This window comes from Treponema ruminis, assembly GCF_014201975.1.
GTDB lineage: Bacteria > Spirochaetota > Spirochaetia > Treponematales > Treponemataceae > Treponema_D > Treponema_D ruminis.
Window position 1 is genome coordinate 195,232 of the sequence record NZ_JACHFQ010000003.1, and the last position, 20,007, is coordinate 215,238.

The following is a 20,007-nucleotide window of genomic DNA, read 5'->3' on the forward strand; positions in this document are numbered from 1 at the left end:
AAAGAGCGGCTTTGCTTTTTATTGAGATTTTTAATCTTCGCGGGTAGCCTTCATGGCTTTTTTGCACTCATACATGTTCTGGTCGGCCCGCTTGAATACGTTGAGTACATTCGTATCGATTGATTTGTCGTAGAATGCAATTCCGATTGCGGCGGAAACCTTTTCCCATGGCTCAAGCTTGTCGTCTCCTGCAAGTTCCGCGAGTTTTTTGTTGAAGGAATCGACAAGGCTGTTGATGTTTTCAAGGTCAGCGCCTTTGAGGACGACTACAAATTCATCGCCTCCGATTCGGAATACAGGCGAATGCTCGAAAGTGGTACAGACAAGGAAGCAGAGTTTTTTGATTGCGACGTTGCCCTGCTCGTGGCCGTAAGTGTCGTTTATCTTTTTGAGGAAGTTCAGGTCAATCATGCCGATGCCGAAAGCTGAAATCTTATTGGTGCTGAGGTCATATTCCAGCTTTTTGATTTCCTTGTCATAGGCAGTCTTGTTGCGGATTCCGGTCAAGGCATCCTTGTTGGCAAGCTCGTTCATCTGGGCCGCCTGCTTCTGCATTTCAGCAGCCTTCTTTTCGGCGAAGACAATCTCAGAAACATAGTCGCGGATGTCCTGGGTCATCTGAGTGACGGCTTTTGAAAGATAGTAGACTTCGTTCTTTGAGTTAAGCTCAGGCGGATTGAATTTAAGCATGGAAATATCCCGCTGGCCGTGACTGGTCTTTGCAAAAAGGCCGACCGCCATTTCAAGCAGCTTGAGAGGATTGGTAACTGAAATGCGGGTCCACATGAGGAAATTGAAAGTAAAGAAGAAACCGAGGATAAAAATGATGACCAGGGTTTCAATCATGTGAACACGGATCAGTCTTGAGATTTCAGAAATGTTGACATCAACACAAAGAAGGGCGTAAGGCTTTTTGTTTGAATCAAGAAGCGGAAGGGAGCCGGTGTAGTCAATTCCCCACTCCGTATTTTCTTCTGTATAAACGATTTCCGTCTGCCTCATTATGGAAATGAGATTTTTTACGGTTTCTTCGTCATATTCATCATCAGAAGTCCAGCCCAGATAGAGGTTCCCTTCGGTGTCGATGTAGCGGTCGTAGTAGTTTTCGGCAGAAATAATGCTCATGATGCAGTGCTTTCCGTCCTTGAACATGGGCTTTAAAATGTAAAGATAGTGGATTTTGAAGTCTTCCTTGATGCCGTCCATGAACTTTTCAAGCTCGTTGAACTTTTCACTTCGCTGTAAGGAAACAGCACATTCGGCAAGGTCGTCGTCATCAATGTGACGCTCAACATAGCACAGGATATCCGTGATGTAGGCTTCGTATCTGCGGTAAAGAGAGCGGCGGTAATTGAAATAGCTGATGACAGTAAGGGCAATCCCCAAAATTACGATAAAAGAAACACAGCTGATTGTAATGCTACGACCCAAAGGCTTGGCTACCCTCTTTTTCTGAACCTCTGCTTCCATAAAGTCCCCCGAATTGACAAACTACCCATATTATAACACGGAAATTCAGAAAAAGAAAGATTTTTTAAAATATTATTAAAATTGTTTTATCATATTCTCGCGCAAATACTCCAGCAGAGGGATTTTTTCTGACTTCATCGTGAGCCAGAAGTGAAGTTTTTCCTTGTTTTCCTCGTTCTTGAGACGGATATTCTGCTGAAGCTCTGCAAGCTGGACGATGACTTTATTTTCCCGGGCAAAACGACGGATCCGGGTCATAATATGAAGGGAATAAGTGAGGTCCGCACAGAGAAGTCCGTAGAAAAATCCGACGACAAAACTGAATTCAATATGATTTGTGAACCAGAAAAGCCATTCCAAAATCTTCGGATGAATCAAAAAGTAATAAATGGCGCTCAAAAGCCACCAGTAAAAGGTGAACTGGGGACAGACGATGCCCTTGATGTTGCCCCAGTTTTTAGAATAGTCCCAAAGCCTGATTTTCATGCCGACAATAAAAATCATCCCTGCAATGAATTCGAAAAAAGTGATGCAGAGAGCCATGAGCGCGAACAAAACGGCCTTCTGCAAATGGGGATTTGAAATAAAACTGACATCAATGTAAGAAAGCAAAAAGAGAATCACAAGGCTGAATCCATAAAGCGGAAGATAAGGCCCTGTCAAAAAGCCTGGATTAATCCACTTGCGCTCAGGATTGTTCTTAGAAAAAAAACGTCGGAAAATCAGCTCAATCCCCCAGCCAATCAAACTGCCTGTAAAAAATAAAAACGTGATTACAAGAAAGAATTTCATAGGTTTAAATATACGGCATTGGGGGATTATGTCAACTGCTTGGGGAGGGGCTACTCTATCCTTACTTCGCCTCAATCTCCTGCAACTCAAAGCGGTATTTCTGCTTTACTTCCGGGTATTTTACATGGTCGACTTCGCTCAATTATCCTAATATTCGGATAACCGATGTTATCCTAGCAAATTTATTATCCTCATAATTTCCACTATCTGCTTATAGTATAAACAAATAAAAATGAAAATATGAGGATAAAATATACAAGAGTCAAACCATTAGAAGATAATTTTGGCCCTTACCTCACAAGAGAAAACTGAGGTTTCCGTGTTGTGCGTATTGCCAATAAATAAAAATTATCAGTTAAAATCAATCAAAAAGACTTGTCACATCTGGCAAGTCTTTTTGATCTTAAAAAAAATGCAGTGTAACCGCCACACTAAAGTATGCGGAAAAATCGACAGCGTAAAAAATCCTCTTGCAGGAAAAATCACAGCAGATTCAATCGGTCAGATAATTATGGAAGAAGAAATCTGCGATAAATCAAAAACGCAAATTATCTGCAAAGAATAAAATATCAGGAGAAATAAAATGGCAATTACAGTAAATCTTCGTTACACAGGAAGACTTCCAGAATAAAAATATGAGCTTCAGTCCTACTTGGGCTGAAGCTCCTTTGTGCGATTATCTTCCGGTTTATTCTTCCATCAAGGATTATGTATTACATTTCTCTTTCCACTATTGGCAGTTCCTCTTACTTCTTCGTGGTAAAAGTAATTTACGATTGTTGGATGTCCTTTCTCTACTCTCTCATACGGAGTTTCATTATCAACAAACCTGCAATCATACTTTTTAGCCAGCTCTTCTGCTTTCTTTTCCAGCGCTTCAAAATAGCTGCGGTTCTTTTTGTTATAGATTTCGTCATACAACGGCACCAGATCCGGATATTTATCGGAAATATATTTCATGATATCTGCTTTAAAACCTCCGCGAAGATTCAGATTCTCAAGCCATACAAGGTCACACTGATCTTTTGTCCTGTCTATGATTGCTTCTATATCCGTAATCCCCGGGAACACGGGTGAAATGAAGCAAATTGTACGAATGCCTGCCGCATATACCTCTTTCATTGCAGCAAGCCTTCTTTCTATGCTTACTGCCGCATCCATATCATCTTTAAACTCTTCATCGAGAGTATTGATTGACCATGATACTGTAAGTCTGCTATTTTCATTGATCTCTCTTAGCAGATCCAGATCTCTTAGTACAAGGTCTGACTTTGTGCAGATAAGTATGTCCGCACCACTGTTCTTTAGTTCTTCCAGAAGTCTTCTTGTATTTTTATATGTTTCCTCTAGCGGATTATAACCATCCGTAACTGTTCCAATGATTACCTTCTGGCCGGCATACTTCTTTGGATTCTTTACTTCAGGCCAGTCTTTCACATCCATGAAAGTTCCCCATTCCTCCGTATGCCCTGTAAAGCGTTTCATAAAAGATGCGTAGCAGTATTTACAGGCATGGGGACACCCCACATAGGGATTCACCGAATATCCTCCAATAGGAGTATTCGATTTTGTCATTACACTTTTTGTTTCTATATGATTTACTTTGATTTCTGGTTGTTCCATATCCTCTGTTCCTCCAGCACTTTGTTAAAAGCATCCGGCATTTCCTGTATCATTTCTTCTCCCATAATCGGAACAAGATCTTCTTTCCAGAATACAGGAATGTTCAGTTCATGAGCCTGTTCTGTCAATGAATAAACCCACCCGGGATCTGTTTTAACAGTCCTGCTCTTTGCACCTGTCATGGTTCCCACCACAATCCAGTCAATGCCTGTAAGATCAACCTTACCCGGATCATCGAACAAAGGCTCAAAGGTAACATGATATTTTTTTGCCTTCACATTGCTCCGTAGTGCATCAATACGCCATAACTCAGACTTTCTCGTAACTGTAACGCCAAACCATGCATTATCAAGATTTGTTTCAAAAGACAGAAGATCCGGTCGTTTGGTAAGAAAAAGAAACTGGTGCTGAGGATTCTCTGCTATCTTTTTAAAGACTTCCTCTCGCCATTCCTCATGCCAGCCCGAGAGATCGCTCATGCCGGTCAGCAGAAAATTCTGCGGCTTTTTCTTTTCCATCATACGAAGCTTGCCTTGAAAAAACTGTGGCTTTTCAAAATCATCTATGATGTGATAACGCCTCGTATTGTTTCTGGCATAGCAGTACGGACATCCAACAGTGCACCCTATAACAAGATTCATGTTCTGAATTTGATCTTTAATACAGATACTCATTTGTCACTCCATTCCTCAAGGTTTACCCTGATGCGGTTAAGATACTCTTCAAACTGAAGAATCTCTTTATCCGTAAAATCACGATAATAAATATTCCCCATCTCATTGGATACGGAGTCATAAGCTTCTTTAAGTTCTTTGGTTTTATCTGTGAGGAACAGAAGAGTTTTTCTCTTATCAGCTTCATCCGTTTTGCGGCTTATCAGTCCGTTTTTTTCCATCCGCTCAAGCATGGTCGTAAGTGAAGTAATTGCAAGTCCGCTTTTCTCGGAAATAATTTTAATAGGAACGCCATCTTCCTGCCATAAGACATACAGAATCCTTCCCTGAGCTCCGTTAAATGCATCAATGTTTTTTTCTGCCAGTATCCTTTCAAATATACGATCACCCAGCTGTTTTATTTTTGTAACAAGAAATCCACCATTTGTCTTCATAATTAAATACTCCTATATCGTAGTTTTATACTACCATATAGGAGTATTTGTATCAAGCACACATATCATAACTTCCAATTTTGTGTTCCAGCATTCATCACGACAAACAGGAATTTGTATCACAGAACCATCAGCAATGTTCCGGCTCCAATTTAGAATGAAGGACGGACATTTTGAAAACATCTGTCCTTATTATCATGAATTGTGAAAACGGACTGACCTCTGATCCATTCATCAATAAACTTCATCTCTTTAATCTTATAATTTCCGATGAGGCTAGATTGAAAGCGGCCGTCAAAGACCTCTTTTGGGAAAATGTGACTGTATGTAACCCGCCAGACTTCATCTAAAAGAGTATACCATTCATATCCGTCTTCTTTTCTAACGTATCCGCAAATTAAATTTAAGTTTAGCTAATTATAGCACACATTAAATCCATTCTCCACGAATTTTATAAGGCGTAATTTCAATATTCCATGGAAGAAGTTTTTTCCAGTCCTCTTTTGTCTCACAGAAAAGTGCTTATTCAAAAACATTCCTGAGATAGTCTTTTGAATTCAGGCCGTTAAGTTTGATAGTAGATAATAATTTTTTTCGATAATGAATATAACTAAATGTATTTAGGAGGTCTTCATGGAAAATTATGAAGCAATATTCAAAACTTTTATCGAAAAATACTCTCAAAATGGGTATTCAAATTCACTTTGCAGCTCATACTATAATCTATTAGCTGCAGCAACTTCGTTTTTCAGTCGTAATGGTGTGTATATAACTGAAGAAAGTATTCAAAAGTTTACAAAAAATTATTCTGTAAGAGTAAAAAAAATCTACTGCAGAATATTAAGAGAATTAGCAATATTCAATGCTACTGGTTTTGTAAAGCATAAACAACTACGGCCATTATTGAAATTGGATACTTATTATTTATTGTATTTGGACAATTACCTGACAAATACGTTTTCTAATAAAAAATATCGCAACTCTATCAGGAATATGATAGTTCCTTTTTTTGAGACCTTACAACATGAACAGATTAAGGTTAGTGATATAAATTACATCGATTGTATGCGTGTTTATAAGGAATTGGACTTACCTTTATCTGTTCTAGGAAGAGATAATTTTGATCAACATGTTCGAGGTTTTCTGCATTACATTTCAGATATTGGTATAAACGAGCGAAAACTTTGGATTGTATTTAATCATTGGAATCCGCCATATTTGTTTTCGGTTGAAAAATTAAGCCGTGAGTCAAAAGAAGAACTTTCTTCTATTAGAAAATTCCATTTTAAAACACGATCGGAATTGTGGGATTCAATAGATTCTTTGAAAATTATCTTTGAGAATTGCGGTTATGCAAAAAAAAATTATGCAGGACTAAAACGGACAATTGAATTACTATATGCCTTTTTTGATATGAATGATATGGACTATTCCATTGAATATTCATGGATTTGGTTTAATGAGATAGAAAAAAAACTTAAAACAGACAGAAACTGGTTCAAAAGAACAGTCAATATTATTGAATTGTTCTTTCAAGATGAAATATCAACATCTTCGACCTTTATTCCTAAGCGTCGTTTATTTATTCCACAAATAGAATATTTATATAGAAGAAAAACGGTAAAAAGGGAATCTATTTTTAATAAATTAACACCATATTATCAATCCTTAATCAAAGCTTTCCAAAAATATAAACAACTAGAAGGCAGATGCGAAAAGACCGTAAAAAATTATCAGTATGCCCTTCAAAAGTTTACTTTGTATTTGATTTCTAGAAATATTCTAAACATAAAAGATTTAACAAGAGATGTTTTATCTGACTTTATCTCATCAGATTTCAACGATTTTCCTGGAAAACTAGTGAAAATAAGGATGTTTTTATATTTTCTGTATGAGACACAATTAATGAGTACAGACTTGTCTGAATGTGTTCCTGTAAAAACAGCTTCAAAAGAAAAAAATGTTACAGTATTAAATAAAAATGAATTATTGCAGATTGATAATTATCGGAAAAATTGTAAATCTGCTTCTGAGTATAAAAATGCAGCTGGAGTCCTGTTGGGGCTTTTTATGGGCTTAAGAGCTTGTGATGTCGCTAATCTGAAATTTACTGATATAGATTGGAAAAGTAAAATTCTACATTTAATTCAGACCAAAACAAAAGTTCAATTAAACCTTCCGATTCCAAATCCTGTATATGAAGCCCTAGTTCTATATATAAAAAAAGGAAGACCCAAAGCTAATAGCCCTTACATATTCTTAGAAGACAATCCTCCTTTTAAGAAAATTGGTTATCAAAGCGGTAAATACATGATTAAAGGAGTTCTAAAAAACAGGATTAATTTTCATATTTTACGAAGAACATTTGCTTCAAATATTCATGAAACATCAAAATCATTGAATACAGTTATCAATTGTCTTGGGCATACGGGAGAAACAAGTGTTGGCAAGTATGTGAACATTTCGAAAAAGATGATGGAAGAATGTACTCTTTCCTTATCGGATTTACATATATGAGAGGATACTGATGAAGAATACTATATTTTCAAGTTCACTTGGATATTTGTTCGAAGGGTTTATACGGCAGAAACAAAATGAAGGTTTTAGTTACGAGGAGCAAATTTCTCGACTAAAAAATTTTGATAAATATTGTTTAAAAAAGAATATTACTGCTGATTCTATAACAAAAGAAAACCTGAGAGACTATTTGACTATAAAAGAAACTGAATCAAAAAATTCGTTTTATGCACGATTCTGTTTAATTCGACAATTTTTGATTTATATGAATGCACGGGGGATTCATGTTTCTATACCTAATATTTCAATTTCAAAATCTAAGCCAGTTCCTTTTTTAATGACTGATGAGCAGGTAGAGGCATTTATTTCTAGTGTTGATAAGAATCCACCAAAGAGAAATTTTAATTATTCTGTGTTTTTCAGACTGCTATGTACAACAGGATTAAGAGTAAACGAGGCTCTTAAGTTACGAATTAATGATTATGACGAAATTAATAAAAGTTTGACTGTCATACATGCAAAAGGAAACAAGGATAGAATTATTTATCTGGCAGATGATATGAATCAGTTGCTAAGAACTTATTTGAACAGCAGGAAGAGAAGGTCACCATTCATATTCTATGGAAATGATATAAATAAACCACATACTTATGGAGTTGTGAGTAAAACTTTTAGAAAAAGATGGATGCAAACTAAATTTTATACGAATACAGGGAAAAATCCAACTGTTCATTCTCTAAGACATTATTTTGTAATTAAAAGAATCAATTTATGGGCTTCCGAGGGAATCTCTATTAATTCAATGATTCTTTATCTATCGAAACATCTGGGGCATGCAAGTCCAAATGAAACTTATTATTACTATCACCTCATTAAGGATTCCTTAAAAATAATGTCTACAAAGGATGTTACAGGAAAAAAAATTATGGAAGGTATTAAATATGAAGAAGAATAGTGAATTATTTTTTTCTAAGACAAAAAATTTTTTAACTGTGTATTTAGTTAAACAATGTAATAAGAGTGTTCATACGGTTAAGTCATATAAAGACACATTAACAATATTCAGAAGATTTATTGGTGAGGTTGAAAATATTTCAATCAAGACATTTAAATTTTCAGATTGCAAGCGTGATGTATTGCTTAAGTTTATTGAATATTTAAGAAATGGCAGAGCCGCAGTAAGCACAATCAACAACAAATTGGCAGGCATACGTGCTTATTTATGGTATTGTTCTGACGAAGATGTAGAATTGCAACCAATAGCAATTATGGCTTCAAGAATTCCTTTATTAAAGGAACCCAAATTGATAAGACCTATAATCTCACCTGAAATTATGACCGATTTTCTTTCGGGTGTTTTTTCTCATACATCAAAAAGTAAAAGAGATCAATTAATGCTTATGCTGCTGTATCAGACTGCTGGAAGAGCAAGTGAGATAACTGCAATTAAAATAAAAGATATTATACTGTCAGAAAGAATTATTCTTTTTCATGGGAAAGGGGATAAGGAAAGAATTGTAACTTATGATGAAGTAGCAGCTTTACACTTAAAGGCATTCCTTAAAACAGACCATAAAAACATGAATCCTGATGATTATTTATTTTTCACAAAAATAAAAGGAGTTAAATATCAAATGTCTTTAGGAAATGTTGAGCGCATTGTAAATAAATATGCAGAGTTACTAAAAGAGCTACATCCAGAATTACCTGAAAGTGTTTATCCACATATGTTTCGAAGAACCAGAGCAACTAATTTATATCAGGATGGAGTTGATTTAGAGCTGATTTCGAGATATATGGGCCATTCCTCTACTGTAACAACAAGAATATACGCACAACCATCTATGGCTATGTTAAAAGAAATTATGGATCGAGCAAATCCGTTTTCAGAATACGATTCTACCAATAAAGATGAATTTGATAACTTAACAGAAAATGATATTATAGAGATGTGTGGTTTAAGACCATAATAATTTTATCCTCATATTTTCATTCTTATTTGTTTATACTATAAGCAGATATTGAAAAATATGAGGATAATAAATTTATTAGGATAAGGACAGGAACATGTCTTTCGGGCGGATCCAGAGCGAACAGTCTCCGTAAAGACGGCGGTAAACGACATATTCTTCTTGAGTTTCTGAGTGAAGGGCTACATCCTCGACGATGTAGAGATTTCCTTTAAAGTGCTTGTAGATTCCGTGGATTTTTAATGTGTTCATGGAGATATTATAGCATGTTCTTGTATTTTTAGGGGGCGTTACGGGAGATTTTCCCCCGTAGAAGGGGTAGCGCAAAACGCAAAGCGGTTGGAACGAGGGGAAGAATCGCTTTCCCCGCATTTTTGGGGATTATTTTTCCGCTTCGTGCTATAATTTCTTCAATGAAAAAACACCTCCAGCTTGCCTTAAAAATTCTTTCCGCACTTTTTATCCTCTCCGCGGTTTTTCTTCTCATTTTGCGCTTTTCGCCTTATCCGGCTTTGAAGGAATTCCGAAAGCATCCTGTTTCTACGCGGATTTTTGACTGCCGGGGAAATTTGATTCAGATTCATGCGCTTGAAAACGGTGTCAGGCGGGAATTCGTGCCGCTTGATGAGATTCCGGTTTTTGTCGCCCAGGCTTTTACCGAGGGCGAGGACAGGCATTTTTATTCTCACCACGGAATTGACTTTGCCGCCATCGTCAGGGCTGCTTTTCAGAATACAAAGGAGCTTCGAACCGTAAGCGGGGCTTCCACAATCACCATGCAGCTTGCGAGAATGATCCGTCCGAACAAGAATCGCACGATTTTAGTTAAAATGCGTGAGGCCTTTGATGCGCTCAGGCTTGAAGCCCGCCTTTCCAAAAAGGAGATTCTGGAAGCTTACCTGAACAACGTGCCCTTTGGATTTAATGCCGAGGGAGTCGCCAGTGCAGCCCGAACTTTTTTCAGCAAGAATCTTTCAGAGCTGACCGAGGATGAGGCCCGCTGCCTTTCGGTTAGCGTCCGCCGCCCTGCCCTTTATAATCCATTTGAAGTTTCTGAGACTGCAAGGGCTTTTTCATATCCTTTTGAGATGCCGCATTTTGTCCGCTATCTTTCAAATATTCCCGATTCTCCGATTGGAAGGCTTTCCGAAGTGCGCACCACGGCTGACCTTTCCATCCAGCATCACGCAGAAGACCTTCTTTCGAGTGCAGTCGCCCAGTACGGCGAAAACAGGCTTTCTAACGGCGCGATTCTTGTCTGTGACACGCAGACTGGAGCCATCCTTGCATGGGTCGGAAGCGCGGACTTTTTTGACGAGGCTCACAATGGTCAGGTTGACGGTGTCCTTTCTTTCCGCCAGCCGGGTTCAAGCATGAAGCCATTCCTTTACGCCCTTGCCCTAGAATCAGGATTTCTGCCCACTTCGGTTCTTCCTGACATTCCCATGGAATTCGGCTTTGAAAATCTTTACGTTCCCCAGAATTTCAACAACCGCTTCAACGGTCCTGTGAGATTCCGGGTTGCACTCGCCTCAAGCCTAAACATTCCGGCGGTTTACCTTCTGAACGAAATCGGGCTTGATTCATACCTCAAAAAACTTTCCTCACTGGGCTTTAAGTCGCTCGAAGATGCCGATCCGGGACTTTCGGTGGCACTTGGCAGCGCGGAAGTTTCAATCTTCGAGATGACTCAGGCATTTTCGGTTTTCGCTCGTGACGGCATTTTTATTCCACTTTGGGCGATTGATGATGATAGATGCTGGACTGAGCAGGATGTGGCGGAAGGAAAGCAGGTCTTTGACGTGAACACGGCGCGAATCATTTCGGACATTCTTTCGGACAAGGATGCCCGCGCCCTCGGTTTCGGCTACAGTCAGACTTTTCAGACTCCTTTCCCGGCTATGTTCAAGACAGGAACGGCAAACCAGTATCAGAACATCACCGCCTTGTGCTCGACTCCCCACTACACGGTCGGTGTCTGGATGGGAAATTTCTCTGGCGAAACGGTCATCGGAAAGACAGGAAGCTCGATTCCGGCAAAAATCGCTCGCGAGATTCTGGTCGGTCTCCAGGGAAACAGCGGAAAAGACTTCAAGAAGCCAGCTCAGTTCAAAAAAGAAAGAGTCTGCGCGCTTTCAGGACTAAAGGCAGGCGAAAACTGCCCTGACACTGTAAAGGAATTTGTCCCGGTCTCAGAAAAGATTGAAAAATGCAGCTGGCACACGCAAAATGGAACGAACTACCCCGCCCAGTACGCGACCTGGTTCCGCCTCAAAAACAGGAGCGGTCAGGTAAGCGAAAAAGGCACGCCGCTAAAAATCGTCTCGCCCCGTAACGGAAGTGTATTCTACTACGACGACTCAGTTCCGCCTTTCCGCCAGAAACTCGTTGTCGAAGTCACAGGCGGAAGCGAAGACGAGGCAGAATTTTTTGTTGACGGAAAGCTGCTTGGAAAGACAGCAAGACCATTCGTTCAGCAGGTGCCCTTGACTCGGGGAAGAAAAAAAATCTCCGTGCAATGCGGAAATGAAAGCACGGAGATTGAAATTAACGTGAAATAGATTTTTCTGCGATGATTTTTCTATTTAAACACAACTCGGCAGAACTTTTTCTTTCCTGCGCGGAGAACCATTTCACCGTCTTTGTCGAGGTTTGCGGCCGTGACTTTTAGAGTTGGGTCAGAAAGAGACTCGCCGTTGAGGCTTGCACCGTTACCCTGAATGAGGCGGCGTGCGTCACCGTTTGAAGCACAGAGGCCAGCCTTTACGAAGAGAGCGAGAACGCCCAATCCTGCGTCAAGCTCTGCCTTTGCGACCTCTACAGTCGGCATCTGGGTTTTATCACCCTCACCGCTGAAAGCTGCCTTTGCTCCGGCGAGAGCTGAATCAGCCTTTTCCTTGCCGTGGATTTCTTTTGTAACTTCGTATGCGAGGCGCTCTTTTGCCTCGTTGATGTTTCCTGCACAAATCTGCTTGATTTCATCGATTTCAAGGAATGTGAAGAGCTTGAAGAATTTTTCTACATCCGGGTCAGCGACATTTCGCCAGTACTGGAAGAAGTCGTAAACGCTTGTCATTTCCTCGTTGAGGAAGATTGCGCCCTTCTCAGTTTTACCCATTTTTTTGCCGTCGCTTCGTGTGATGAGCGGGAATGTGAGGCCGAATACGTTGTGCTGTGCGTTGAGTTCCTCAGTTCCTCCGAGCTTTCGGCGGATAAGGTCAACGCCCGCAGTGATGTTGCCCCACTGGTCGTCGCCACCAATCTGAAGCTGAACATTGTGCTTTTCGTGCAGGCGAAGGAAGTCGTAGCTCTGCAAAAGCTGGTAGTTGAATTCGATGAATGAAAGACCGCGCTCAAGTCGCTGCTTGTATGCCTCGTAAGAAAGCATTTTGTTTACAGAGAAGCATGAGCCGATGTCACGCAGGAAGTCGATGTAATTGAGGTCAGCCAGCCAGTCCTTGTTGTTCTCTGAGTAGGCAGTCTTGCCGTCAAAGCCGATGAATTTGTCGAGCTGAGCCTTGATTGTCTCTACGTTCTGGTCAATCTGCTCGTATGTAATCATCTTGCGCATTTCAGTTTTGCCAGAAGGATCGCCGATTCGTGCAGTGCCGCCGCCAATCAATGCGATACCGATGTGACCAGCCTTTCTCAAATGGCGGAGAGCGAAGAATGGAACCATGTGTCCGATGTGGAGGGAAGGGCCTGTCGGGTCACAACCTACATAGAAAGTGACAGGACCTTTGTCCATAAGATCTGAAAGCCCCTGCTCGTCAGTACACTGTGCGTAAAAACCGCGCTCTTTAAGTATTTCAAGTGCCTTATTCATTTTAATTTCCTTAAATGCCTTTATTTTTTAGATAGCAAGATATTTTACCCTAGATTCGAGTTCTGTTCAATCAGAGCAGTTTTCTCTTTCTTTACCTTTGCCGCCTTGACTACAAGCTTATCCTTTTCGAAAGTGACGTCAACTTCCCCGCTCTCACCGATTTTTCCGGCAAGAATAAGGTTTGCAAGCTGGTCTTCGATTTCGTTCTGAATCAGCCTTCTCATCGGGCGCGCACCCATGCTCGGCTCATATCCGTGGTCGAGAAGATAGTCGCGTGCCTTTGGCTTGATTGCAAGGTGAATGTTCTTTTCTGAAAGGCGTTTTTCAAGCTCGGCAATCTGGATGTCGAGGATTTTTGAGATTTCATCACGCTTGAGCGGATCGAAGACAACAATGTCATCGATTCGGTTGATAAGCTCAGGAGCCATAATCCGCTTGAGTTCTTCCATTGCGTTTGCCTTGATTTCTGCAGGCGGAAGGAAACCGTCGTCGAGCTGGGCAAAGCCGAGTTTTTTATCGGCGGTGATGCTGCGAGCTCCAGCGTTACTCGTCATGATGATTACAGTATTCCTGAAATTGACCGTGTGCCCCAGGTTGTCGGAAAGCTCGCCTTCCTCAAGAATCTGAAGAAGAAGATTGAAAACTTCGTTGTGGGCCTTTTCGATTTCGTCAAAAAGAACGACAGAATATGGCTTCTGCAGGACCTTGTTTGTGAGCATGCCGCCCTCTTCGTAGCCGACATAGCCCGGAGCCGAGCCTACCAGACGGCTTGAAGTGTGCTTTTCCATGAAGTCAGACATGTCGATTCGGATCAAGGCATCTTCCGTTCCAAAAAGGAATTTTGCCATCGCCTTTGCAAGCTGAGTCTTACCAACACCAGTAGGACCAAGGAAGATGAACGAGCCCATCGGACGGTTTGGACTTGAAACGCCAGCCCGGCTTCGACGGATTGCGCTTGAAAGATATTTTACAGCCTCGTCCTGACCGATTACATCCCTGTGGATTTCCTTTTCCATGTCCAGAAGCCGGCCTGCCTCGTTTGCATCAAGCTGCTGGGCAGGAATTCCAGTCATGTCGGAGATGATTTTTGCAACGTCAGCCACAGTGACATGCTTTCGTACGGTGACCGCATTGTTCTTCCAGTAATTATTGAAGTCATCAAGCTTCTGCTTTAAATCGCGGACTTTGTCTCGAATCTGGGCAGCCCGCTCGTAATCCTGATTTGCAACCAGGGCATCCTTTTCGTGACTCAAGTCTTCGATGGACTTTTCAAGCTCGGCAAGCTCTGCAGGACGTGACTCAGAGGCAATTTTCTTTGCACTTCCCGCCTCGTCAAGAAGGTCAATCGCCTTGTCCGGCTGAAATTTTTCAGGGATATAGCGTGAAGAAAGCTTGACGATGGACTCAATCGCACCGTCATCATAAATGACATTGTGGAATTCTTCGTATTTTGGCTTGAGACCGTTGAGAATCTGAATTGTCTCGTCGTTTGAAGGCTCGTCAATCTTAACAAGCTGGAATCTTCGGGCAAGAGCCGAATCCTTTTCAATATGCTTGCGGTATTCCTTGTAAGTCGTGGCTCCCAAAAGCTGAAGTTCACCGCGTGAAAGAGCCGGCTTTAAGATATTGCTTGCATCCATCGTGCCGTCAGGACTTCCCGCCCCGATAATCATGTGAAGCTCGTCGATGAAAAGGATGATGTCTCCTGATTCCTTGACTTCCTTCATCATGCGCTTCATGCGTTCCTCAAAGTCACCGCGGTATTTCGTACCGGCGACCATTGCCGTGATGTCAAGAAGAAGGACCCGCTTCTGCAAAAGATTGTAGGGAACTTCCCCGCTTGCAACACGCTGGGCTAAGCCCTCTGCAACGGAAGTCTTACCGACACCAGGCTCACCGACAAGGATAGGATTGTTCTTAGTGCGGCGGCTCAAAATCTGAACGACGCGCTCGATTTCAGTTGAACGGCCGATTACAGGATCAAGTTCGCCCTTTTTTGCAAGGTCGGTCAAATCACGGCTGAACTCAGCAAGGAAAGACTTTTTCTTCTGACCAGGCTGATCGTTGTTTCGTGCGTTGGCATATTCAATTTCGCGGGAATTCTGGGAATTTTCAGGATTCTGATCCTCACCACCGTTTTCATTCATAAGGTCGCGGATAACGTTTCGCACTGTTTCAAGGGCAATACCGCACCTCTGGAAAAACCTGTAGCTAGCAGAATTTTCCTCACGGACAGCGGCAAGAAGAATGTGCTCCGAGCCGACATATTCACTTCTAAGAGAGCGGGACTCAATCACGGCAACATCAAGCATAGTCCTGAGGCGGCGTGAAGGAGGAAGTGCTGAAAAAGAAGGAGGATTCTGAACGCGAGGCTGAGCAGACAGACTCTGTTCAAGCATAAGCTGGAAAGAAAGCACATTTATATTGAGGGTTTTAAGGGCATTGAAGCCCATACTGTCAGCAGTTTTGAGCATGGCAAGAATCACATGCTCCGGAAGAAGCTCAGTAAGCCCGGAATTACGCCCTTCGACCTGGGCATCCTGTGTAAGCAATTTTTGAGCCTTTGTTGAGAGACCTTTCATACAGTATAAGGATAAGATTTTTTCGAGGAAAGAGCAAGGGTACAAGCGGGGATGGGATTTTATGTAGGGGTACGAATTGTACCCCAGATGAGGTTTCGCTACATTACTCTGTATATTTCTTAAAATTTTCAGCCTGCTCAAAGACTTCATTGTAGACTTCATTTCTTGGAACCGGTGGATAGCCGTTTTCATCAAGAAGAATCATTAAGTCTGCTTCCATTTCTGCCTTTACGTCAATTCGCTGGTCCCAGTCGGTGTAACGGGTTTTATCATCAACAAGCGCTTTAACTTTCTTTGCTAAATCTTTCATCTTTGAATCAGAATATTGATTTTCAAAATTGAACTTCTTTGCACAACTTACAAGAATATCGTAGAAAGCTTTTTCCTCAAAACTGATTCCAAGCTCTTTAAATTTCTCTTTATCAACTTTTATATCGTTAAGCAAATCATTCAACTGCTTTGTAACTTCATCAAGAACCTGTGCTGTAAAGTCATCAAGATGACGGTTGTTATATGCTTCAACAAGTTTCTTCATTCGCTCAGAAAATTCCATTGCTTTAATCTTGTTTGTCTTTTTATAGTCGGCAATGACTTGCTGTAAAAGCTGCTGAAGGATTTTGATTTTTGTATTAGGCAATTTGATGGCGTTAATCTTTTCAAGATATTCAGAAGTAAAGATATCAAAGTTGATATTCTTTCCAACCTGGAACAATTCTTCAACACCATCAGATTTAATGGCTTCGCTAATCATCTGAGCAACGTGATGATTCATTGTTGTAATATCTGGCGCATCACCTTTTGTAAGCTTAAAGAGTATAGAACGTATTGCAACGTAGAAATTGATTTTATCCTTTTCGCTCTTAGAGATTTTCTCACTAGAAGAACAAAGATTAAATGCTTTCTTCATCCTTCTAACAGCTTCCATAAATCTTTTTTCAAGTTCTTCTGTAGTCTGTACAAACTCAACTGCGCGGTTCAAACATTCAAGCTGTTTAAGGGGACTTCCATTGTAATAATCAGAAGTATCAAAATCATTAAACATTGCATCAAGAACACTTATCTGGTCTTTTACAATTACGACAGCTTTGTCTGTATCTTCAAACTCTTCGTTTTCGTCACCGGTATATTTCTTCAAGGCTTCATTCATTGCTCGCTTAATACCAATGTAGTCTACAATCAAACCGCGGTCTTTTCCTTTGTAAGTTCTGTTTACACGGCTAATTGTCTGAATCAAAGTATGTTTCTGCAGTGGCTTGTAGATGTAGATTGTATCAAGAGACGGAACATCAAAGCCTGTAATCCACATATCAACGACAATCGCAATCTTAAAGTTTGATTTGACATTCTTAAACTGTCGATCCAGTTCTCTTCTGTATTCATGATTACCAAGAAGTTCAAAAAGCCCTTTTGTATCTTTTGCTTTGTTCTCAGTCATTACCATTTTAATTTTTTCAATTGGTTTATAATCTTTATCGCCGAAGTCTTTTTTCTCATTCCATTCAGGGCGGAGTTCTACAATCTTTTGCCAGAGTTTGTAAGCAATCTCGCGATTTGAGCAGACAAACATTGCTTTACCTTCAACTGTTGCGCCTTCACGTACACGAGTTTCATAATGATCAATAAAGTCCTGTGCAACGCTAGCTACTACATCATCATCACCAATAATTGCATCAAGGTTTGCGACGGCCTTTTTGCTTGCAGCAATCTGAGCTTCGTTTGCACCTTCATCCTCGCACTGAGCATAATACTCTTCAATCTCGCGGACTTTCTTCTGGTCAAGAATTACCTTTGCGGCACGACCTTCATAAACAAGATTTACAGTAATTCCATCGGCTACAGATTCTTTCATTGTGTAAGCTTCTACAACATTACCGAATACTTGTGCCATCTCGTCTATAGGAGTTCCTGTAAAGCCAACATAAGTTGCGTTAGGGAGCGAGTCATGCAGATACTTTGCAAAACCATATTTATGTTCAACGCCGTTATCAGTAATTACAGTTTTTTCTTCAAGGTTATGCTGACTGCGATGAGCCTCATCACTTATACAAATAATATTTGAACGCTCAGAAAGCAGTTTTATATCCTCACAGAATTTCTGAATTGTAGTAAGGAAGACGCCTCCACTTTTTCTGTCTTCAAGTTTTTCTTTCAAAAGTGCGCGGCTTTCTATACATTCAACATTTTCATCGCCAATATAGTTTTTACTTTCAATAAAGATTTTGCTTAGCTGAGCATCCAGGTCTGTTCGGTCGGTAATTACAACAATTGTCGGGCTGTTCAATTCGCGGGACTTCATCAAAAGCCTGCTCAAGAAAACCATTGTATAGCTTTTACCGCAGCCAGTAGCACCAAAGTAAATACCGCCTTTACCATTTCCGTTTGGACGGATTGCAGAACCAATACTTTTATACAAAGATTCAGCTGCAAAAAACTGAGGATAACGACAAACAATCTTTGTTTCTTTATCGCTGGAATCAGGAAAGTAAACAAAGTCTTTTATAACTTTTACAAGCCTGTCTTTACGGAAAAGACCTTTTACCATTGTAATAAGAGAAGAGATTCCATCAACTTTTTTGTCTGTACTTTTAATCTTACGCCATGCATAAAAATATTCGTAAGGGCTAAAGAGCGAACCAATCTTATTATTTACCCCGTCGCTGATTACAACAAAAGCATTGTATTTGAAAAGCTCAGGAATATCGCGGCGATAGCGGATTGTAAGCTGTTTATAAGCATCTTCAATTGTTGTGTTTTCTTTGATTGCCGACTTAAACTCAAGGACAACAAGAGGAAGGCCGTTTACATAAATAATTCCGTCTGGAATACGAAGCTGTTCCCGCCCCTGAATCTCAACCTGATTTACAATTTCAAAAAAATTTCGTTCTGGTTCTTCAAAATCAATCAGCTGAATAAAAAGGTCTTTTTGGCTTTTGTCTTCCCGGCGGAAGGTAAAGCCGTTGCAGATTAAATCCAGCATCCGCTTGTTTGCATCATAATCAGAGCCGCTTATGTTTTTGAGCTGAATAATAATGGAAGAGATTTCACTTTCAGACAGAAAATCTGCAGCATATCTATGGCGCAAAAATGTCGCAAGCAATTCAGGCAGAAGAACATCAGTCTTTTCACGGTGAATATCCTGCCCGGTCTGGTGAGTATATCCTTCGTTTTCAAAGAGCTCCATTACTGAAAGTTCAAGACTGTGTTCGGTGAATTGCATGATTTTACTCCTCCACTTCCTCATAATAATATGAATAATCAATGCCTTTCATAAACATTTCGCGGTCATCAATTTTATCGGTCAAAGCGGTTTTTAAAAGGTCACGAATCTTTGTACTGTCAGAATGACTTTCCATCATAGCCTGTAAATATTCATTCTTGCCAATTTTACTCCAGTCTACGCACTTTTTAAGGCGTTTTTTCAAAATCAAATCAAGCCATATTCGAGTGCTGCGACCATTTCCTTCCATAAAAGGATGAGCCACATTCATTTCTACATATTTATCTACAATTTCATCAAAAGAGTTTTCGCTCATATTGTCTATATTCGCCAATGCCTCATTCAGATACTGAGCAACGCAAAAAGTAAAATCCCCTTTGCTTATAGTTTTTGTTCTTATTTTTCCTGCAAAATCATAAAGACCGCCAAAAATATACGCATGAATCTGTTGTAAAGCCTTTGTAGTTCCAACATCTTCATCCGAAACCAAATCACTATTTAAAAATGTATAGGCTTTTTTCTTGCTTTGTCCGTCAATCGTGTTGTCGCTGTAATTGAACCAATCAAGAAATTTGACGGCATTGTTATTAGGAAAATGCTTTGCAAGAATCTGAACACAGTCATAATCAAGGGCATCTGCCGCACGCTTTTTACCGTCTGGAGCTGTAAATTTGAAGTCGTGAGTGATACTCACGAGTTGAACTCCTTCTGAGCTAAATTTCTTTTTTAGCCATCGCCAGTAGTTTCCAGCCTTTACATAATCTTCTTCATTGTTTATTGCCCTTATAATATCAATCGCAGAAAACCACCATTTAGAATTCTCCTCATCCCAAACAGCGCGAACTTCCCTGTCATTAAAAAAGCGAATAGAAATCTTGCTCATCGGTTGAACCTCCTTCTTA

General features: G+C 40.4%; 15 protein-coding genes. 5 read left to right on the forward strand and 10 right to left on the reverse strand.

Going from position 1 to position 20,007, the window contains the following annotated elements; all coding sequences use genetic code 11:
* Positions 1-30: 30 nt before the first annotated feature.
* Complete coding sequence (locus HNP76_RS05285; RefSeq protein ID WP_184658222.1) at positions 31-1,470, reverse strand: GGDEF domain-containing protein; 1,440 nt, start codon at positions 1,468-1,470, stop codon at positions 31-33.
* A gap of 75 nt (positions 1,471-1,545) precedes the next feature.
* Entirely contained in the window at positions 1,546-2,262 is a 717-nt protein-coding gene (locus tag HNP76_RS05290; RefSeq protein WP_184658224.1) for a putative ABC transporter permease, read from the reverse strand.
* Between the two features lie 412 nt (positions 2,263-2,674).
* Here HNP76_RS05290 and HNP76_RS05295 point away from each other — a divergent pair, with 412 nt between their 5' ends.
* On the forward strand, positions 2,675-2,827 hold the full coding sequence (locus tag HNP76_RS05295) for a DUF3737 family protein (RefSeq protein WP_083425775.1): 153 nt from the start codon (positions 2,675-2,677) through the stop codon (positions 2,825-2,827).
* Between the two features lie 134 nt (positions 2,828-2,961).
* On the opposite strand, the gene HNP76_RS05300 is transcribed toward HNP76_RS05295, so the two are convergent.
* The 3 genes from HNP76_RS05300 to HNP76_RS05310 are packed head-to-tail and all read right to left on the reverse strand — an operon-like array spanning position 2,962 to position 4,993.
* Entirely contained in the window at positions 2,962-3,885 is a 924-nt protein-coding gene (locus tag HNP76_RS05300) for a radical SAM mobile pair protein B (RefSeq protein ID WP_184658226.1), read from the reverse strand.
* Positions 3,861-4,559, reverse strand: coding sequence for a radical SAM mobile pair protein A (locus HNP76_RS05305; RefSeq protein ID WP_184658229.1), 699 nt, complete (start codon positions 4,557-4,559; stop codon positions 3,861-3,863). Before HNP76_RS05305 ends, HNP76_RS05300 begins: the two co-directional genes overlap by 25 nt.
* Positions 4,556-4,993 (reverse strand): radical SAM mobile pair system MarR family transcriptional regulator, encoded by a 438-nt coding sequence (locus HNP76_RS05310; protein WP_074932484.1) that lies wholly within the window; start codon positions 4,991-4,993, stop codon positions 4,556-4,558. Before HNP76_RS05310 ends, HNP76_RS05305 begins: the two co-directional genes overlap by 4 nt.
* A 633-nt stretch (positions 4,994-5,626) precedes the next feature.
* On the opposite strand from HNP76_RS05310, the gene HNP76_RS05315 reads away from it, so the two are divergent.
* From HNP76_RS05315 to HNP76_RS05325, 3 genes are read left to right on the forward strand one after another with little or no spacing between them, the layout of a single operon-like run.
* On the forward strand, positions 5,627-7,510 hold the full coding sequence (locus HNP76_RS05315) for a tyrosine-type recombinase/integrase (protein ID WP_184658231.1): 1,884 nt from the start codon (positions 5,627-5,629) through the stop codon (positions 7,508-7,510).
* Between the two features lie 10 nt (positions 7,511-7,520).
* Positions 7,521-8,465, forward strand: coding sequence for a tyrosine-type recombinase/integrase (locus HNP76_RS05320; protein WP_184658233.1), 945 nt, complete (start codon positions 7,521-7,523; stop codon positions 8,463-8,465).
* Positions 8,452-9,480, forward strand: a complete 1,029-nt coding sequence (locus tag HNP76_RS05325; protein ID WP_184658235.1) for a tyrosine-type recombinase/integrase — start codon at positions 8,452-8,454, stop codon at positions 9,478-9,480. The genes HNP76_RS05320 and HNP76_RS05325 overlap by 14 nt, the downstream gene beginning before the upstream one ends.
* Before the next feature lie 78 nt (positions 9,481-9,558).
* On the opposite strand, the gene HNP76_RS05330 is transcribed toward HNP76_RS05325, so the two are convergent.
* Complete coding sequence (locus HNP76_RS05330; protein ID WP_184658237.1) at positions 9,559-9,732, reverse strand: DUF1653 domain-containing protein; 174 nt, start codon at positions 9,730-9,732, stop codon at positions 9,559-9,561.
* Between the two features lie 161 nt (positions 9,733-9,893).
* Between HNP76_RS05330 and HNP76_RS05335 the strand changes: the two genes are divergently transcribed.
* Positions 9,894-12,041, forward strand: a complete 2,148-nt coding sequence (locus HNP76_RS05335; RefSeq protein ID WP_184658239.1) for a transglycosylase domain-containing protein — start codon at positions 9,894-9,896, stop codon at positions 12,039-12,041.
* 20 nt (positions 12,042-12,061) lie between these two features.
* Here the strand turns inward: HNP76_RS05335 and tyrS are convergent, their stop codons facing one another.
* From tyrS to fic, 4 genes are all read right to left on the reverse strand, one after another.
* A complete protein-coding gene (tyrS, locus tag HNP76_RS05340; protein ID WP_184658241.1) occupies positions 12,062-13,306 on the reverse strand; it encodes a tyrosine--tRNA ligase in 1,245 nt (414 codons plus the stop codon).
* A 44-nt stretch (positions 13,307-13,350) separates the two neighbouring features.
* On the reverse strand, positions 13,351-15,888 hold the full coding sequence (locus HNP76_RS05345) for an ATP-dependent Clp protease ATP-binding subunit (RefSeq protein WP_184658243.1): 2,538 nt from the start codon (positions 15,886-15,888) through the stop codon (positions 13,351-13,353).
* Positions 15,889-15,991: 103 nt separating this feature from the next.
* The gene (locus HNP76_RS05350) at positions 15,992-19,105 is read right to left on the reverse strand and encodes a type I restriction endonuclease subunit R (protein WP_206173031.1); all 3,114 of its coding nucleotides are present in this window, start codon (positions 19,103-19,105) and stop codon (positions 15,992-15,994) included.
* 4 nt (positions 19,106-19,109) lie between these two features.
* The gene (gene fic, locus HNP76_RS05355) at positions 19,110-19,988 is read right to left on the reverse strand and encodes a protein adenylyltransferase Fic (protein ID WP_184658245.1); all 879 of its coding nucleotides are present in this window, start codon (positions 19,986-19,988) and stop codon (positions 19,110-19,112) included.
* Between the last annotated feature and the right edge of the window lie 19 nt (positions 19,989-20,007).

What these genes read in the sequence shown, in the direction of transcription:
- HNP76_RS05285 (WP_184658222.1), bottom strand. Translation starts at nt 1,470, where the DNA reads ATGGAAGCAGAGGTTCAGAAAAAGAGGGTAGCCAAGCCTTTGGGTCGT.
- HNP76_RS05290 (WP_184658224.1), bottom strand. Translation starts at nt 2,262, where the DNA reads ATGAAATTCTTTCTTGTAATCACGTTTTTATTTTTTACAGGCAGTTTG.
- HNP76_RS05295 (WP_083425775.1), top strand. Translation starts at nt 2,675, where the DNA reads ATGCAGTGTAACCGCCACACTAAAGTATGCGGAAAAATCGACAGCGTA.
- HNP76_RS05300 (WP_184658226.1), bottom strand. Translation starts at nt 3,885, where the DNA reads ATGGAACAACCAGAAATCAAAGTAAATCATATAGAAACAAAAAGTGTA.
- HNP76_RS05305 (WP_184658229.1), bottom strand. Translation starts at nt 4,559, where the DNA reads ATGAGTATCTGTATTAAAGATCAAATTCAGAACATGAATCTTGTTATA.
- HNP76_RS05310 (WP_074932484.1), bottom strand. Translation starts at nt 4,993, where the DNA reads ATGAAGACAAATGGTGGATTTCTTGTTACAAAAATAAAACAGCTGGGT.
- HNP76_RS05315 (WP_184658231.1), top strand. Translation starts at nt 5,627, where the DNA reads ATGGAAAATTATGAAGCAATATTCAAAACTTTTATCGAAAAATACTCT.
- HNP76_RS05320 (WP_184658233.1), top strand. Translation starts at nt 7,521, where the DNA reads ATGAAGAATACTATATTTTCAAGTTCACTTGGATATTTGTTCGAAGGG.
- HNP76_RS05325 (WP_184658235.1), top strand. Translation starts at nt 8,452, where the DNA reads ATGAAGAAGAATAGTGAATTATTTTTTTCTAAGACAAAAAATTTTTTA.
- HNP76_RS05330 (WP_184658237.1), bottom strand. Translation starts at nt 9,732, where the DNA reads ATGAACACATTAAAAATCCACGGAATCTACAAGCACTTTAAAGGAAAT.
- HNP76_RS05335 (WP_184658239.1), top strand. Translation starts at nt 9,894, where the DNA reads ATGAAAAAACACCTCCAGCTTGCCTTAAAAATTCTTTCCGCACTTTTT.
- tyrS (WP_184658241.1), bottom strand. Translation starts at nt 13,306, where the DNA reads ATGAATAAGGCACTTGAAATACTTAAAGAGCGCGGTTTTTACGCACAG.
- HNP76_RS05345 (WP_184658243.1), bottom strand. Translation starts at nt 15,888, where the DNA reads ATGAAAGGTCTCTCAACAAAGGCTCAAAAATTGCTTACACAGGATGCC.
- HNP76_RS05350 (WP_206173031.1), bottom strand. Translation starts at nt 19,105, where the DNA reads ATGCAATTCACCGAACACAGTCTTGAACTTTCAGTAATGGAGCTCTTT.
- fic (WP_184658245.1), bottom strand. Translation starts at nt 19,988, where the DNA reads ATGAGCAAGATTTCTATTCGCTTTTTTAATGACAGGGAAGTTCGCGCT.